We start from the raw sequence: 16,650 nt of genomic DNA on the forward strand, positions 1-16,650 counted from the left end.
CCCACCCCTTCCGGCGCCCGCCGGCCGCGGCCCGGCGCCCCGGTCCAGCGCCTTGATCCCGGTGATCAGGGAGCGGGAGGGCGACACGCCCGACCTGCTCCCTGATCACGAGGATCACGGGTGGGCCGCGGGGACGGGGAGACGGGGGTCTGGCAGGGTGGACGACCGTGCATAGTGACGGGCTCATCGTGGTTGACAAGGCCGGCGGGATGACGTCCCACGACGTCGTCGCCCGCATCCGGCGACTGGCCAGGACACGGCGGGTGGGACACGGCGGCACCCTCGATCCGATGGCCACCGGCGTACTGGTCGTCGGCGTCGGCCGGGCCACCCGGCTGCTGACGTACGTGATCGGGTCCGACAAGGGCTACACCGCCACGATCCGGCTCGGACAGTCGACGGTGACCGACGACGCCGAGGGCGAGGTGATCGCCACCACGGCCGCCGACACGGTCACCGACGACGCGATCCGGGCCGGGCTCGCCGCGCTCACCGGCGAGATCGACCAGGTGCCCAGCGCGGTCAGCGCGATCAAGATCGACGGGCAGCGGGCCTACAAGCGGGTACGCGACGGCGAGCAGGTCGAACTCGCCGCCCGCCGGGTCACCGTGTCCCGCCTCGACGTGCTCGCGATCCGCCGCGACCAGCCCGGCGTCGTCGACGTGGACGTCGACCTCGCGGTGTCGTCCGGCACCTACGTGCGCGCCATCGCCCGGGATCTCGGCACGTCGCTGCGGGTCGGTGGACACCTGACGGCACTGCGCCGTACGTCCGTCGGCGGGTTCACCCTGGCCGAGGCGGCCACCCTCGAGGAACTGGAGCGGCGGGCGCCGGACGTGGTGAACCTGCCGCTCACGCAGGCCGCCCGCCGCTACTTCCCGCAGCGCGAGGCCGACGCCGCCGAGGCGAAGGTGCTGTCGCACGGCGGCCCGCTGAAGCCGGCCGGCATCGTCGGCCCGTACGCGGTCTTCGGTCCGGACGGCGGCCTGCTCGCTATCGTCAGCGAACGGGAAGGGCGGGCCCGGGCCGAGATCGTGCTCGCCCCGGCATGACGCGGCAGGCGGGCGCGGGGCACGACGGGGGGAAGGAAGGCTGATGCAGCGCTGGCGGGGGTACGACGCGGCACCGGGCGGCTGGGGTCGCGCGGTGGTGACGATCGGGGTGTTCGACGGCGTCCACAAGGGCCATCAGGCGACCATCACGCACGCCGTGAAGCGGGCCGGTGATCTCGGCGTGAAGTCGGTGGTGGTGACGTTCGACCCGCACCCGGCGGAGGTGGTCCGGCCCGGCTCGCATCCCGCGGTGCTGACCGAGCCGGCCCGCAAGGCCGAACTGATCGAGGCACTCGGCGTCGACGTGCTGTGCGTCCTGCCGTTCACGGCCGCCTTCTCCCGGCTGCCGCCGGAGGGGTTCGTGCACGACGTGCTGGTCGAGCACCTGCACGCCGCGCTGGTCGTGGTGGGGGACAACTTCCGGTTCGGGCACCGGGCGGCCGGTGACGTCGAACTGCTCGGCCGGCTCGGGCGTACGTTCGGCTTCGCGGTCGAGGGGGCACCGCTGGTGTCGCAGGACGGCACGGTGTTCTCGTCGACGTACATCCGGGCCGGGGTCGACGCCGGCGACGTCGAGGCGGCGGCCCGCGCCCTGGGGCGCCCGCACCGGCTGGAGGGGGTCGTCGTACGCGGTGACCAGCGCGGCCGGGAGATCGGCTTCCCGACCGCCAACCTGCTGTGCCACCGCTACGCGGCGGTGCCCGCCGACGGGATCTACGCGGCGTGGCTCGTGTGCCGGGGGCAGCGGCACCGGGCGGCGGTGTCGATCGGCACCAACCCGACGTTCAGCGGCCGGGAACGGCGGGTCGAGGCGTACGTGCTGGACTTCGACGGCGACCTCTACGGTGAGCGGCTGGCGCTGGACTTCGTGGCGCACCTGCGGGAGATGCGCCGGTACGACGGCGTGGAACCGCTGGTCCGGCAGATGGCCCTGGACGTCGAGCGGACCCGTGCGGTGCTCACCGACGGGTGACGGCGACCGGCGGCCCACCGGCCGGGCCGGACGTGCCCGGTGGGCGGTAGCGCGAAGGCGCGGTTGCGGGCTGGTAACCTGGGCGGGACGTCGGGTTACCGACGGTGGGCCTCGCGTGCCTGCACGACGCCGCGGGTGCGAGGTTTGCGATCCAAACCCACGGAAACAGGGAGAAAATGGCGCTCGACCAAGAGTCCAAGGCTAAGATCCGCCAGGAGTACGCGACCGTCGAGGGTGACACCGGTTCGCCCGAGGTGCAGGTCGCGGTGCTGACCAAGCGGATCGCGGAGCTGACCGAGCACCTGAAGGTGCACAAGCACGACCACCACAGCCGTCGTGGTCTGCTGCTGCTGGTCGGTCGCCGCCGCCGGCTGCTCAACTACCTCCAGAAGAAGGAAATCAACCGCTACCGGGCGCTCATCGAGCGGCTCGGCCTGCGTAGGTGACTTGTCGGGGGGAGCGGCCGGTGCCGCTCCCCCCGAGTCCGTCACCACGGAACCCGTCGCCGACCCGGCGACGATCGAGACCACCCGTCGCCGCCGAGGCGACATTCGAGACCACCCGTCGCCGCCGAGGCGACACTCGAGACCACCGTCGCCACCGGCGACGGCACGACAGGGCACCAGCGCCCTTGCCATCGTGAGCCGGTCAGCGCACCGGTCCTCGGTAGTGGCCCCCGGGCCAGCCGGCCGTTCCGAGCCGGCTCCCCCGGGCGCTTCGATCGAAGACCGGCTGTCTGAACAGCTCCGGCGGGGTCGTGGGCCCACGACCGAAGGAGCACGAAACACCTATGACCGAGCAGACCAATCTCGGCAACCAGCACAGCAGGGCCGTCATCGACAACGGGGCGTTCGGCACCCGTGAGATCGTCTTCTCGACCGGCCGGCTCGCCCGGCAGGCCGCCGGATCGGTGCTCGCCCAGCTCGGCGAGACCGTCGTCCTCTCCGCGACCAGCGCCAGCAAGCAGCCGAAGGAGCACTTCGACTTCTTCCCGCTGACCGTCGACGTCGAGGAGCGGATGTACGCCGCGGGCCGCATCCCCGGCTCGTTCTTCCGTCGCGAGGGCCGGCCGAGCGAGGACGCGATCCTCACCTGCCGGCTGATCGACCGCCCGCTGCGCCCCTCGTTCGTCAAGGGCCTGCGCAACGAGGTCCAGGTCGTGGCGACGGTGCTCGCCCTCGACCCGGCGCACCCCTACGACGTGGTCGCGATCAACGCGGCGTCGATGTCGACCAAGCTGTCCGGCCTGCCGTTCTCCGGCCCGATCGGCGCGACCCGGGTCGCGCACGTCGACGGCCAGTGGGTGGCTTTCCCGACCCACGAGGAACTGGCCCGGGCCACCTTCGACATGGTGGTCGCCGGCCGGGCGCTGCCCGACGGCGACGTGGCGATCATGATGGTCGAGGCCGAGGCGACCGAGCACACCGTGGCCCTGGTCGCCGGTGGCGCGCCCGCCCCGACCGAGGAGGTCGTCGCCGCCGGCCTGGAGGCTTCCAAGCCGGCCATCCGCGAGCTGTGCCGGGCGCAGAGCGAGCTGGCCGAGGTGGCCGCCAAGCCGGTCGCGGAGTTCCCGGTCTTCCTCGACTACTCCGACGACGTCTACGAGGCCGTCGCCGCGGCGGTCCGCGGCGAGGTCGCCGAGGCCCTCAAGATCGCCCCGAAGGCCGAGCGCGAGGACGCCCTCGACCGGATCAAGGACAAGGCTTACGAGCAGCTCGCCGCCACCTTCGAGGGGCGCGAGAAGGAGGTCGGCGCGGCCTTCCGCTCGCTGACCAAGTCCGAGGTGCGGGCCCGCGTACTGCGCGACGAGATCCGCATCGACGGCCGGGGCCTGCGCGACATCCGCCCGCTGACCGCCGAGGTCGGCGTGCTGCCCCGGGTGCACGGCAGCGCCCTGTTCGAGCGCGGCGAGACCCAGATCATGGGCGTCACCACGCTCAACATGCTCCGCCTGGAGCAGACGCTGGACACCCTGTCGCCGGAGAAGTCCAAGCGCTACATGCACAACTACAACTTCCCGCCGTACTCGGTCGGCGAGACCGGCCGGGTCGGCGCGCCGAAGCGGCGCGAGATCGGGCACGGCGCGCTCGCCGAGCGGGCCCTCATCCCGGTGCTGCCCAGCCGCGAGGAGTTCCCGTACGCCATCCGGCAGGTCTCCGAGGCGCTCGGCTCCAACGGCTCGACCAGCATGGGCTCGGTCTGCGCCTCGACCCTCGGCCTGCTCTCGGCCGGTGTGCCGCTGAAGGCGCCGGTCGCCGGCATCGCGATGGGCCTGATCTCCGACGAGGTCGACGGCAAGACCCGCTACGTGACGCTGACCGACATCCTCGGTGCCGAGGACGCGTTCGGCGACATGGACTTCAAGGTCGCCGGCACTCCCGAGTTCGTCACCGCGCTCCAGCTCGACACCAAGCTCGACGGCATCCCGTCCGACGTGCTGGCCGCCGCGCTGCAGCAGGCGTACGAGGCCCGGCAGACCATCCTCGACGTGATGCGCCAGGCGATCGAGGGCCCGGCCACGATGTCCGACTACGCGCCGCGGGTGACCACGGTGAAGATCCCGGTCGACAAGATCGGCATGGTGATCGGCCCGAAGGGGCAGACCATCAACGCGATCCAGGACGAGACCGGCGCCGACATCTCGATCGAGGACGACGGCACGATCTACGTCGGCGCGACCAACGGTCCGGCCGCCGAGGCGGCGGTCGAGCGGATCAACGCGATCGCCAACCCGACCCTGCCCAAGGTCGGCGACAAGTTCCTCGGCACGGTGGTCAAGACCGCCGCGTTCGGCGCGTTCGTGTCGCTGCTGCCCGGCCGGGACGGCCTGCTGCACATCTCCAAGGTCGGCGACGGCAAGCGGGTCGAGCGGGTCGAGGACTTCCTCAACGTCGGCGACAAGGTCGAGGTGCAGATCGCCGACATCGACGCCCGCGGCAAGATCTACCTGGACAAGGTCCGTCCCGAGGGCGAGGAGGCCCCGGAGGCGGCCGAGGCCGAGGCCGGTGGCGAGCGTCCGCCGGCCCGGGACCGGTCCGACCGCGGCCCGCGCGACCGTGGTGACCGGGACCGCGGCGACCGCGGCCCGAGCCGCGGCGACCGGGGCGAGGGCGGCGGCGAGGGCGGCGGCGAGCCGCGTCGGCGCCGCAACCGGCACAGCTGACCCCCGTCGGGCCGTACCGTCGAGCTAGGAGTCATGGTCTTTTGAACCGGGCGATGCGACCCACATTGCTCCCAGCTCAGCGCCTCGGCGGCCGGCCTGACGACCGCGCCGCCACCCGATCCCGTTCGGGTGGCGGCGGCCGGGCGGTCACCCGCGCCCTGGGCGGCACGGTACGACGTACCGTGCTGCCCAGCGGGCTGCGGATCCTCACCGAGGCGATCCCGACCACCCGCAGCGTCTCCTTCGGAGTGTGGGTCGCCGTCGGTTCCCGGGACGAGACCAGACCGCAGTGCGGCGTCTCGCACTTCCTCGAACACCTGCTCTTCAAGGGCACCCACAAGCGCGACGCGTTGCAGATCTCCGCGGAGATCGAGGCGGTGGGCGGCGAGACGAACGCCTACACCACCAAGGAATACACCTGCTACTACGCGCGGGTGCTCGACGAGGACCTGCCGCTGGCGATCGACGTCGTGGTCGACGCGGTCGCCGACTCGATCCTCACCCCGGCCGACGTCGAGACCGAGCGGGGCGTGATCCTCGAAGAGATCGCCATGCACGACGACGAGCCCGGCGACGAGGTGCACGACCTGCTCGCCCGGGCGGTCTTCGGCGACCACCCGCTCGGCCGGCTCATCTCCGGCACCGAGGAGACCATCTCGCCGATGACCCGAGCCCAGATCCAGGGCTTCTACCGGCGCCGCTACACCGCACCGTCCATCGTGGTCGCCGCCGCCGGCAACCTCGAACACACCGAGGTGGTCCGGCTGGTGCGCGCCGCGCTGCGCGGCGGGCCGCTGGACACCGGACCGGCCGCGCCGGCACCGCGCCGGTCGGCGGTCCGCCCGGTACGCACCCGGCGGGCCGACACCGTCGTCGAGCACAAGGACACCGAGCAGGCCCACCTGGTGCTCGGCTGCGCCGGCTTCGGGCGGCTCGACGAGCGGCGGTTCGCGCTCGACGTCCTCAACAACATCCTCGGCGGCGGCATGTCCAGCCGCCTGTTCCAGCAGATACGCGAGAAGCGCGGGCTGGCCTACTCGGTCTACTCCTACTTCAGTCAGTACGCCGACGCCGGCATCTTCGGCGTCTACGCCGGCTGCGCCCCGGGCAAGGTCGACGAGGTGCTGGAGCTGATCCGGGCCGAGCTGGCCGAGATGGCCGCCCACGGCGTCACCGAGGCGGAACTGGCCCGCGGCAAGGGCATGACGCGCGGCGGCTACGTGCTCGGCCTGGAGGACACCGGGTCGCGGATGAGCCGGATCGCCAAGGGCGAGCTGCTTTTCGGCGACCTGATGACCGTCGAGGAGTTGCTGGCCCGGGTCGAGGCGGTCACCACCGCCGACGTCAACGCGGTCGCCGCCGACCTGCTGTCCCGCCCGATGTCGCTGGCCGTCGTCGGCCCGTTCGACGACGGCGATTTCACCACCGCCTGAACCGGTCCGCGCGTCCGCCCGGCCGCTCCGGTTGGGATAGGTTGTGCCCCGTGACTGACGAGCGTGAACCCAAGGACCGGACGGGTGGACCGATCCGGGTCGGCGTGCTGGGCGCCCGGGGGCGGATGGGCCTCGAGGTGTGCCGGGCGGTCGACGCGGCCGCCGACGTCGAACTCGCGGCGGCCATCGACCAGGACGACCCGCTGACCGCCGCCGCCGACGCCGGCGCGCAGGTGATCGTCGACTTCACCACGCCCGACGTGGTCATGGACCACCTGAGCTGGGCCGTCGAGCAGGGCATCCACGTGGTGGTCGGCACCAGCGGGTTCACCAACGAGCGGCTGGACCGGGTACGCGGCTGGCTCGCGGACCGGCCGGACGTCGGCGTCGTCATCGCGCCCAACTTCGGCATCGGCGCGGTGCTGATGATGCAGTTCGCCGCCCGCGCCGCCCGCTTCTTCGACTCCGTCGAGATCATCGAGCAGCACCACCCGAAGAAGGTCGACGCGCCGAGCGGCACCGCCCTCCACACCGCCCGCGTGATCGCGCAGGCCAGGGCGGCCGCCGGATCGGCGCCGATGCCCGACGCCACCGCCGACGAGATGGCGGGCGCGCGGGGGACCCTGGTCGAGGGCGTACGCGTGCACTCGGTGCGCGCCGCCGGCCTGGTCGCGCACCAGGAGGTGCTGCTCGGTACGGCCGGCGAGACGCTGACGATCCGGCACGACTCCCTCGACCGGGCCTCGTTCATGCCCGGCGTGCTGCTGGCCGTCCGCGAGGTGCCGCGCCGGCCCGGTCTCACCCTCGGCCTCGACGCGCTCCTGGACTGATCCCCGTCGGTCCGCCGTCCGGCCTCGATCGTCTGCTGTCCAGGCACTCGACACGCCGGCCCGCGAGCGCCTGAACAGCAGACGATCACCACGAACCGTGAGCCCGGCCGTGCCCGGCGGGGGCCTCACCCCGCACCCCGGTCGCGCCGGTCAGGGCTCGACGTCGACGGTCAGGCCGGCGGGCAGGCCGCTGATCCGGGCCGCCCCGTCCCGGTCCACGGCGACGTCGACCGGGCTGCCGCCCACCCGCAGCCCGCTGACGCTCAGCGCACCGAACGGGCCGGGACGCAGCGGACGCAGGCGTACCCGGCCGGCCGGCACGTCGGGGTCGAGGCCGGTCGCGGCCTGTAGCAGCACGACGGCGACCGCCGCGGACCATGCCTGCGGCCGGCAGGCCGCGGGGTACGGCACCGGGCGGCCGACCGTCCGGTCGTCGCCGCCGAAGAGTTCCGGCAGCCGGTAGTCGAACGCCTCGCCGGCGGCGAGCAGGCCGTCGGCGAGCCGGGCCGCCGGCACGGTGAATCCGCCGCGGGCGAGGCCGGCGAGCACGATCGCGGTGTCGTGGGCCCAGACCGAACCGCAGTGGTACGACAGCGGGCTGAACGCCGCGTCCAGGTCGGACATCGTACGCAGGCCGAAGCCGCCGGACAGCGCGACCGAGGAGAGCAGTTCGGCGACGGTGGTCGACTCGGCGCCGGTGAGCAGGCCGGTGCCGAGCAGGTGGCCGATGTTGCTGGTCAGTGAGTCGACCGGGCGTTTGCGGCCGTCGAGGGCGAGTGCCGGCTGGGGGCCGAGCGGGCCGTCGACCCAGAACCGGGTGCGGAAGCGTTCGGCGAGCCCGGCGGCGTAGCCGCGCCAGCGGTCGCCGCCGGGGCGGCCGAAGGCGTCGAGGAGGGCGGCCCCGGCGACGGCCGCCTCGTACGCGTACCCCTGCACCTCGGCGAGGGCGACGGGGGCCTCGGCGAACCGGCCGTCGTGGAACCGGACCGCGTCGAAGGAGTCCTTCCAGCCCTGGTTGGCCAGGCCGTGTCCGCTGGTGTCGACGTACTCGACGAAGCCGTCGCCGTCGGCGTCGGCGTGGTCGGCCAGCCAGCCCAGCGCCGCCTCGAGGTGCGGCAGCAGGCCGGCGACCTCGGCTTCGGGCAGGCCCCAGCGCCAGGCGTCGTGCAGCAGTGAGATCCACAGCAGGGTGGCGTCGACGGTGCCGTAGTAGGCGGCGGGCAGGCTGAGGCGGTCGCCGCGCAGGTGGAACTCGTGCCGGCGCAGCTCGTGCATGATCTTGCCAGGGGCCTCGCCGGACTCGCCGTCGACCCGGGTGCCCTGGCGGCGGGCCAGCGTGCGCAGGGTGCCGCCGGCCAGTTCGGTGCCCAGCGGCAGGAGCATCCGGGCGGCCCAGATGCTGTCCCGGCCGAAGAGGGTGAGGAACCAGGGCACGCCGGCGCCGAGGAAGACGTCGTGCGGGGTGTCGGCGGTGGCCAGCCGCAGGGCGGCCAGGTCGTCGACGGACCGGTCGACCAGGCGGCGCAGCCGGTGGTCGTCGGCGGTCACGGTGGGCCGCGACCAGGCGGTGTCGCCGACCGGGCGGACGACGACGGCGCGCGGGTCGTCGACCGCGAGCCGCCAGCGCAGCGTGGTCCGGGCGCCGGGGGCGAGCCGGACCGGCCAGGTGATCCGGTACGCGCCGGTCGGGTCGGCGGCAGTGGCGGTGCCGACCGTGGCGGGCCGGACCGGACCGCTCACCTCGCCGGCTTCGGCGGTGACCGTGACGGTGGTGCCGTCGGCCGCCCAGACCAGTTCGCCGGGCCGGCCGGTCTTGGCGGTCAGCGGTTCGCCGCGGCCGCCGGACTTGACCACCTCGATCGAAGCGAGGTCGCAGGCCAGGTCGACGGTGACGGTGGCGGTCACCGGCAGTCCGGCGGTCGAGGTCACCCGGATCTCCTCGGTGAGTCCGGCCGGCGTCATCCGTCGTACCCGGTCGAGGCGGACGGTCGGGTCGGGGGTGGGGTCACCCAGCCAGCGGGCGAGCGCCACGAAGCGGGCGCCGTACGGGCCGTCGGGGGCGTGGGTGAGCGGCTCCGGCTCGCGGTCGTCGACGCGTAGCAGGGCCTGGGAGAGCACCCGGGCGTCGGCGTGGAAGACCCCCTGGACCCCGGCGGTGCGGATCTGGCCGTCCGGTCCGGCCAGCGCGCTGGTCGGGGCGAGGACGAGGCCGACGAGATCGTGCAGCAGCGGTTGCAGGCGGCGGTCTTCCATGGGCGCTCCTGTTCGCGGGTGGAGGACAGGGGCGCGGACGCGTTGTCGGGGAGTTGACAGAACCGTGTCCGCGGTGTCAAAGTGCGAAACATTCCAGAAACTTGAACGATCTAATCATGCACTATCCGAATTGGAACGTTCAAGCAGCTCAGGAGGTGGTGGATGTCGCAGAAGGTAACTATCGCGACTGTTGCCGCGTATGCCCAGGTGTCCCGTCAGACTGTTTCTAACGTCATCAACAGCCCGGACATCGTGCGACCGGAAACCCGGGAGCGGGTGCGCGCGGCCATCGCCGCCCTCGGCTACCGCGCCAACCAGGCCGCGCGCCAGATGCGTACCGGCCGGTCCCGCCTCCTCGCCGTACGCATCGAGCCGGCCGGGGACGGCGTCAACGGGTCGGTCGCCGACCGGTTCCTGCACGGGCTGACCGACGCCGCCGGCGCGGCCGGCTACCGGGTGATACTCTACACCGCCCGCGACGACAACGACGAGATCGCCACCTACGACGACCTGCTCGGGGCGTACGACCTCGACGGGTTCGTGCTCACCGGGACCGGGCACGGCGACCCCCGTACCTCCTGGCTGGCCCGGCGCGACGTGCCGTTCGTGACGTTCGGTCGCCCCTGGGACACCCCCGACCTGCACCTCTGGGTCGACGTGGACGGCGCCGACGGCGTCGCCCAGGCGACCCGCCGGCTGCTCGCCACCGGACACCGGCGGATCGGCTTCATCGGCTGGCCGGCCGGCTCCGCGGTCGGCGACGACCGCCGCTCGGGCTGGGAGTCCACCCTCGCCGAGGTCGGCCTCGACCCGCACGGGCTGGCCCGGGAGACCGTCGACGGGATCGCCGAGGGCGAGGCGACGGCCCACGAACTGCTCGACCTCGACGACCCGCCGACCGCGTTGGTCTGCGTCAGCGACTCGCTCGCGCTCGGCGCGCTGCGCGCCGACCCCGACCCGGCCGGGTCGCTGGCCGTCATCGGCTTCGACGACACGCCGGTGGCCGCCGCGATGGGGCTGACCAGCGTCAGCCAGCCACTGCGCGAGGCGGCCGCCGGCTGCGTCGACCTCATGGTCGCGATGCTCGACGGCCCGCCCGTACCCCCGACCCCCCTGCTGCTGCGCCCGTCGCTGGTGCTCCGCCAGACGGCGTGATCCCACCGGAACCACCTGGAGACGACATGACCAACCGGCCACTCCGGCGGGCCGCCCTCGCGGGCGTCACCGCCATCGCGCTGCTCGGCACGGCCGCCTGCGGCAGCGGGTTCGACGACGACAGCGGCCCGGCCCAGCAGGACGGTCCGGCCGCGCTGCAGATCCTGATCGGGTCCTCCGGCGACGCCGAGACCAAGGCGGTGCAGGACGCCGCCGCGGCGTGGGCGACCGCGTCCGGCAACACCGCGACGGTCACCCCCGCCCAGGACCTCACCCAGCAGCTCGGCCAGGCGTTCGCCGGCGACAACCCGCCGGACGTGTTCTACGTCGAGGCCGGCCGGTTCGCCGACTACGCGGCCGTGGGCGCGCTGGAGCCGTACGGCGACAAGATCAGTGAGTCCGGCGACTTCTACGAGAGCCTGCGCACCGCCTTCACCCGCGACGGCCAGCTCTACTGCGCGCCGAAGGACTTCTCCACCCTCGCCCTCCAGATCAACACCGACCTGTGGACGCGGGCGGGCCTGACCGAGGCGGACGTCCCCACCACCTGGGAGCAGCTGACCGCCGCCGCCGAGAAGATCAAGGCGGCCGGGATCATGCCGCTGACCGTCGCCGACACCCGCGACCGGGTGGGCGCCTTCATGGTCCAGGCCGGCGGCTGGATCACCAGCCCCGACGGCACCAAGGCCACCGCCGACACCCCGGAGAACCTGCGGGCCCTGGAGTACGTCAAGACGCTCGTCGCCGGCGGGCTCGCCGCGTACCCGAAGCAGCTCGACGCGGGCTGGGCCGGCGAGGCGTTCGGCAAGGGCCAGGCGGCCATGACGATCGAGGGCAACTGGATCAAGGGCGCCCTGCAGAACGACTTCCCGGACGTGAAGTACGCCGTCCACCCGCTGCCCGCCGGACCCGCCGGCACCGGCACCCTGTCCTTCACCAACTGCTGGGGCATCTCGGCCAAGAGCAAGTACAAGGAACAGGCGATCAGCTTCGTCGAGGCGATGACCGCCGTCGACCAGCAGCTCACGTTCGCCTCGGCGTTCGGCGTCATGCCGTCGCGGGAGTCCGCCCGGGACCGGTACCTCCAGCAGTTCCCCGGCGACAAGCCGTTCATCGAGGGCGCCGAGTACGCCCAGGGCCCGGTGAACGCCCCGAAGATGGACAGCGTCCTGGTCGACTTCGACGCCCAGCTCGGCGGCCTGGCCAGCGGCGACCCGAAGGCGATCCTGCAGAACCTGCAACGCAACACCGAGGCGGCGCTCGGCGGCTGACCCGCGACCGGGGGCGGCCGGACCGGCCGCCCCTAGGTGCGGTGACCGAATCGTGGGGGAGGGGAAGATGCCTGACGTCTCCGGTACGCGAGCGAAGGCGGGCCGGCGGCCGGGCTCCGGCATCCGGGGCAACGAGGCCGTCGCCGGCTGGCTGTTCGTCGCCCCGGTGGTGGTGATCCTCGGGCTGTTCCTCCTGCTGCCGATCCTGATGGCGCTGTGGGTGAGCCTCACCGGCTGGAACGGCCAGGGCAGCCCGTTCCGGGCCGGCGTGCCGTTCGTCGGCGTCGACAACTACACCCGGCTGTTCGCCGAGGACGGCCTGGCCCGGCGCGACTTCATGACCGCGATCCGCAACAACCTCTACTACGTGGCGATCGTGGTGCCGGTGCAGACCGTGCTCGCGCTCTTCCTCGCCCTGGTGGTCAACCGGCGGATGCTGAAGGGGCGGTCGTTCTTCCGTACCGCGTTCTACTTCCCGTCGGTGACCAGTTCGGTCGCGATCAGCGTGGTCTTCCTCTTCCTGTTCGCCAACTCCGGCGCGGTCAACGGCCTGCTCGCCCTCCTCGGCATCGACGGGCCGGCCTGGTTCTCCGACGCCCGCGGCGTACTGCACATCGTGTTCGGCGTGTTCGGCGTCGACAGCGCGCCGGCCGCGCTGGCCGGCGGCGGGCCGTTCGGGCTGACCTGGTGGGACTGGCTGTCCGGGCCGAGCGTGGCGATGTGCGCGATCATCGCCCTGGTCGTGTGGACCACGTCCGGCACCTTCATGCTGATGTTCCTGGCCGCGTTGCAGAACGTGCCGGAGGCACTGGAGGAGGCCAGCACCCTCGACGGCGCCGGCCGGTGGCAGCGGCTGTGGTACGTGACCCTGCCGATGATCCGGCCGACCCTCTTCCTGGTGCTGACCCTCGGGCTGATCGGCACCTGGCAGGTCTTCGACCAGATCTACGTGATGAGCCAGGGCAATCCGGCGAAGACGACGCTCACCCCGGCGTACCTGTCCTACCGGACCGCGTTCCGCGACTTCGAGTACGGCTCCGGGGCGGCGATCTCGTTCGTCCTGTTCCTGATCATCATCGTCCTGACGCTGGTCCAGCGGCGGGTCCTGCGCGAGCGCGACGGCGACCGGCCCCGACGGTTCCGGCGCCGCGCCGAGCGGAGGTCCTGACATGGCCGTGACCACCGACCCGGGACGGCGTACCGGCGGCGCGGCGAAACGCGCCCCGCGTGCGACCGGCCGGCCCGCCGGGCCGCGCGGCCTGGTGAGCAACCTCGTCGGGTACGCGATCCTGGTCTTCTTCGCCCTGGTCTTCCTCTACCCGTTCGTGATCCAGATCGCCGGGTCGTTCAAGACCGAGCCGGATGCCGCCGCCAACCCGCTGTCCCCGGTGCCCGACCCGGTCGACCTCGCCAGCTTCCAGCGGATCTTCGAGGGCACCAACTTCCCACTGTGGATGACGAACTCGCTGGTCGTCACCGTCGTGGTGACGATCGGCCGGATCCTGCTCGACTCGCTGGCCGGCTACGCCCTGGCTCGGCTGCGCTTCCGCGGCCGGGGCGCGATCTTCGCGGCGGTGATCGCGGTGATGGCGGTGCCCGGCGTCGTGCTGCTGATCCCGAAGTTCCTGGTCCTCAACCAGCTCGGCATCTACGACACCTACACCGCGCTGATCCTGCCGCTGCTCGTCGACGCGGCCGGCGTCTTCATCATGAAGCAGTTCTTCGAGTCGATCCCGGTCAGCGTCGAGGAGGCGGCCCGCATCGACGGGGCCGGCGTGTTCCGTACGTTCTGGTCCGTGGTGCTGCCGATGGCCCGGCCGGCGCTGATCACGCTGACCATCCTGTCGTTCCAGGGCTCGTGGAACGAGTTCCCGCACACCCTGGTCGCCGTGCAGGACCCGGCGCTGTTCACCCTGCCGCGCGGGCTGGCCGACCTGGTCAGCGGCTCGCTCGGGGCCGGCTCGCAGTATCCGCTCAAGCTCGGCGCGGCCCTGCTGGCGACCATCCCGGTGGCGGTGATCTTCGTGATCTTCCAGCGCTACTTCATCCGCGGCGCCAACGAGGGCAGCGACAAGGGCTGACCGGCGCTACGCCGCCGGTCCCGCCTGAGCCGGCCCCGCCTCGGCCGGCGGCGCCCCGGCCGGGCCGGTCTCGGCCGACGGTGCCGGCACCGGCTCGTCCGGCACCCGGACGTGCAGCCGGAACTGGGGGACGAGCATGTCGTCCACGTCGAGCGCCCGGGCCGCCCCGTCCGGCTCCCAGCCGGTCGAGGTCAGGAACTTCCGGGTCGCGTCGTCGCCGTCGAACGCCCAGGCCACCGCCGTGGCGAAACCGTCCTCGCGCCACAGGTCGACGGTGGCGGCGAGCAGCCGGCTGCCGTGCCCGCGCCGGCCCCAGCGCGGCTCCACCAGCAGGTCGGTGACCGCGGCCGTGTGCGGCGGCAGCGCCGGCTCCTCCGGGGCCAGGGCCTGCTCGTCGGCCGGCCCGGACGCCGCGAAGCCGACCAGGACCGACTGCTCGGCCTGCTCGATCGCGACCAGCACCCGGTGCCGTGGCGACGGCGGCGACTCGACCGCCGCACTCCACTGCCGGGCCAGGAACGCCTCGTCGAGCCGGTCCAGCACGTGTCGCGGCAACAGCCGGCGATACGCTACCCGCCAGGTCGCGAGTTGGATGCGTGCGATTTCGCCGGCGTCCTGTGGACGCGCTGGACGGACGTACCCGAGCGCCATGACCGGTGAGCCTACGGACCAGGGGAGACGTGATGGCGAAGGGGGCGGGTTCCGGCACCGCGCGCCGGGTGCTGGTGGTTGTCGTACTCGCCGTCGCGGTCGCCGCGTTCCTCGCCGTCGCCGCCGAACGGCACGGCTTCTTCGACCTCCAGGTCTACTACGGGGCGATCAACTACTGGGCCAACGACGGCGGGCACCTCTACGACTGGATCCGCGTCAACACCCTGTACGGGTTCACCTACCCGCCGTTCGCGGCACTCGTCATGCTGCCGATGGCGCTGGTGAGCTGGCCGGTCGCGATCGTGGTCAGCGTCACCGCCTCGGCGGCGGCGACCCTGCTGCTGCTGTGGTGGCTGATCGACCCGGTCGCCCGCCGGCAGGGCTGGACCCGCTGGTTCGCGCTGGCCGTCGTCGCCTGCCTCGCCGCCGCTTTCGAGCCGCTGCGCGAGACGGTCAACTTCGGCCAGGTCAACATGCTCCTGCTGATCCTGGTCGCCGCCGACCTGGTGCTGCTCACGTCCCGGGGCAGCCGGTGGGCCGGGGTCGGCATCGGCCTGGCCACCGCGATCAAGCTCACCCCCGGCCTGTTCATCGTCTACCTGCTGGTCACCGGCAGATGGCGGGCCGCGCTCACGGCCAGCGGCACGGCCACCCTGGTCACCCTGGTCGCGGCCGCGCTCTTCCCCGACGCGTCGCGGGAGTTCTGGACCCAGGCGCTGTGGAACACCGACCGGGTCGGGGTGCTGTCGTTCGTCTCCAACCAGTCGTTGCAGGGCATCGTGGCCCGGCTCGACCCGGTCCACCCGAGCCGGGCGCTGTGGCTGGTGCTGGTGGCCGTCGTGGTCGCGTACTGGGTGTGGCGGGTCCGGGCCGCCGTCGCCCGCGGCGACGAGATGACCGGGCTGGCGCTGACCGGCATCGTCACCTGCCTGGTCAGCCCGGTCACCTGGGTGCACCACCTGGTCTGGCTCATCCCGGCCCTGCTGCTGCTGGTCGACAACGGGCTGGCGGCACCGGCCGGGAGCCGGCGCCGACGCGCCCTGCTGGGGCTGGCCGCCGTCAGCTACGGATTGCTGATCAGCCGGCTGGTCTGGCAGTGGCAGGTCGACTTCTCCGGCGTCGACGGGTTCCTCGGCAGCAACGCGTACGCCTGGATCAGCCTCGTCCTGCTCTTCGCCCTGCCGATCCGGGACCGCTCAGCCGGCGCCGACCGCGCCGGAGTAGCGGATCTCGGGGAAGACGTACGGGGCGAGACCGCCGGGGCGGGCGATCCGGTAGACGCTGCGCGCCCCGTCGGGCGCTAGCCCGGCCCGCTCGTAGAAGCGGCGGGCCCGGACGTTGTCGATCAGCACCCACAGCCGCAGTTCGGTCCAGCCCCGCTCGGCCAGCGCCTCCCGGGCCGCCGCGAGCAGCCGCCCGCCGACGCCGGTGCCCCAGTGGTCCGGGTCGACGTAGAGGCCGAGGATCTCGCCGTACGCCGGGTCGAGGTCGTCCTCGTCCTGCTCGTTGCGGTACGGCCCGAAGCGGACGTGACCGACGATGCCGGCCGGCCCCTCGGCGACCAGGGTGGTGAACGGCTGGTCCGGGTCGCTGGTGCCGACGTCCCGCCGACGCCGTGCCCAGGTGGCCACGTCGAGCCGGGCCAGCACCTCGTCGGGCAGGATCCCGGCGTAGCCGGCCTGCCAGCCCCGTACGTGCACCAGGGCGGCCGCCGCCGCGTCGTCGGGCCGCTCACGCCGGATCGTCAGCACCGCTCCGGTCTACCGCCTGCCCGCCGGCCGGGCAACC

Annotated in this window: 14 protein-coding genes; 11 read left to right on the forward strand and 3 right to left on the reverse strand. The window is 72.9% G+C overall.

Annotation, left to right across the window (positions count from 1 at the left end):
- The first annotated feature begins 167 nt into the window (after nt 1-167).
- The 6 genes from truB (at nt 168) to dapB (ending at nt 7,451) form a co-directional block, all read left to right on the forward strand.
- Nucleotides 168-1,052 carry a tRNA pseudouridine(55) synthase TruB gene (gene truB / locus AB0I42_RS09820; protein WP_357535846.1) on the forward strand — a complete coding sequence of 295 codons (885 nt, stop codon included), beginning with the start codon at nt 168-170 and terminating at the stop codon, nt 1,050-1,052.
- Between the two features lie 43 nt (nt 1,053-1,095).
- Nucleotides 1,096-2,025 carry a bifunctional riboflavin kinase/FAD synthetase gene (locus AB0I42_RS09825; RefSeq protein ID WP_357535847.1) on the forward strand — a complete coding sequence of 310 codons (930 nt, stop codon included), beginning with the start codon at nt 1,096-1,098 and terminating at the stop codon, nt 2,023-2,025.
- A gap of 176 nt (nt 2,026-2,201) precedes the next feature.
- On the forward strand, nt 2,202-2,471 hold the full coding sequence (rpsO, locus tag AB0I42_RS09830) for a 30S ribosomal protein S15 (protein ID WP_212816431.1): 270 nt from the start codon (nt 2,202-2,204) through the stop codon (nt 2,469-2,471).
- Nucleotides 2,472-2,815: 344 nt separating this feature from the next.
- Complete coding sequence (locus tag AB0I42_RS09835) at nt 2,816-5,188, forward strand: polyribonucleotide nucleotidyltransferase (RefSeq protein ID WP_357535849.1); 2,373 nt, start codon at nt 2,816-2,818, stop codon at nt 5,186-5,188.
- 53 nt (nt 5,189-5,241) lie between these two features.
- The gene (locus tag AB0I42_RS09840; RefSeq protein WP_357535851.1) at nt 5,242-6,621 is read left to right on the forward strand and encodes a pitrilysin family protein; all 1,380 of its coding nucleotides are present in this window, start codon (nt 5,242-5,244) and stop codon (nt 6,619-6,621) included.
- Nucleotides 6,622-6,671: 50 nt separating this feature from the next.
- Nucleotides 6,672-7,451, forward strand: a complete 780-nt coding sequence (gene dapB / locus AB0I42_RS09845; protein WP_357535853.1) for a 4-hydroxy-tetrahydrodipicolinate reductase — start codon at nt 6,672-6,674, stop codon at nt 7,449-7,451.
- Between the two features lie 150 nt (nt 7,452-7,601).
- Here the strand turns inward: dapB and AB0I42_RS09850 are convergent, their stop codons facing one another.
- Nucleotides 7,602-9,704 carry a glycogen debranching N-terminal domain-containing protein gene (locus tag AB0I42_RS09850; protein WP_357535855.1) on the reverse strand — a complete coding sequence of 701 codons (2,103 nt, stop codon included), beginning with the start codon at nt 9,702-9,704 and terminating at the stop codon, nt 7,602-7,604.
- A 162-nt stretch (nt 9,705-9,866) separates the two neighbouring features.
- On the opposite strand from AB0I42_RS09850, the gene AB0I42_RS09855 reads away from it, so the two are divergent.
- From AB0I42_RS09855 to AB0I42_RS09870, 4 genes are all read left to right on the forward strand, one after another.
- Nucleotides 9,867-10,859 carry a substrate-binding domain-containing protein gene (locus tag AB0I42_RS09855; RefSeq protein WP_357535857.1) on the forward strand — a complete coding sequence of 331 codons (993 nt, stop codon included), beginning with the start codon at nt 9,867-9,869 and terminating at the stop codon, nt 10,857-10,859.
- 26 nt (nt 10,860-10,885) lie between these two features.
- Entirely contained in the window at nt 10,886-12,130 is a 1,245-nt protein-coding gene (locus AB0I42_RS09860) for an extracellular solute-binding protein (RefSeq protein ID WP_357535858.1), read from the forward strand.
- Between the two features lie 67 nt (nt 12,131-12,197).
- Nucleotides 12,198-13,298 (forward strand): sugar ABC transporter permease, encoded by a 1,101-nt coding sequence (locus tag AB0I42_RS09865; protein WP_357535860.1) that lies wholly within the window; start codon nt 12,198-12,200, stop codon nt 13,296-13,298.
- A 1-nt stretch (nt 13,299) separates the two neighbouring features.
- Nucleotides 13,300-14,211: a carbohydrate ABC transporter permease gene (locus AB0I42_RS09870; RefSeq protein WP_357535862.1), complete on the forward strand. Its 912-nt coding sequence runs from the start codon at nt 13,300-13,302 to the stop codon at nt 14,209-14,211.
- Nucleotides 14,212-14,217: 6 nt separating this feature from the next.
- On the opposite strand, the gene AB0I42_RS09875 is transcribed toward AB0I42_RS09870, so the two are convergent.
- Nucleotides 14,218-14,862 carry a GNAT family N-acetyltransferase gene (locus AB0I42_RS09875; RefSeq protein WP_357535864.1) on the reverse strand — a complete coding sequence of 215 codons (645 nt, stop codon included), beginning with the start codon at nt 14,860-14,862 and terminating at the stop codon, nt 14,218-14,220.
- Between the two features lie 32 nt (nt 14,863-14,894).
- Between AB0I42_RS09875 and AB0I42_RS09880 the strand changes: the two genes are divergently transcribed.
- A complete protein-coding gene (locus tag AB0I42_RS09880; protein WP_357535865.1) occupies nt 14,895-16,166 on the forward strand; it encodes a glycosyltransferase 87 family protein in 1,272 nt (423 codons plus the stop codon).
- Here AB0I42_RS09880 and AB0I42_RS09885 read toward each other — a convergent pair.
- Nucleotides 16,059-16,613, reverse strand: coding sequence for a GNAT family N-acetyltransferase (locus AB0I42_RS09885; RefSeq protein WP_357535867.1), 555 nt, complete (start codon nt 16,611-16,613; stop codon nt 16,059-16,061). The genes AB0I42_RS09880 and AB0I42_RS09885 overlap by 108 nt on opposite strands.
- Nucleotides 16,614-16,650 lie beyond the last annotated feature (37 nt).

Origin of the sequence: Polymorphospora sp. NPDC050346 (assembly GCF_040655695.1) — a bacterium.
Lineage (GTDB): Bacteria > Actinomycetota > Actinomycetes > Mycobacteriales > Micromonosporaceae > Polymorphospora > Polymorphospora lycopeni.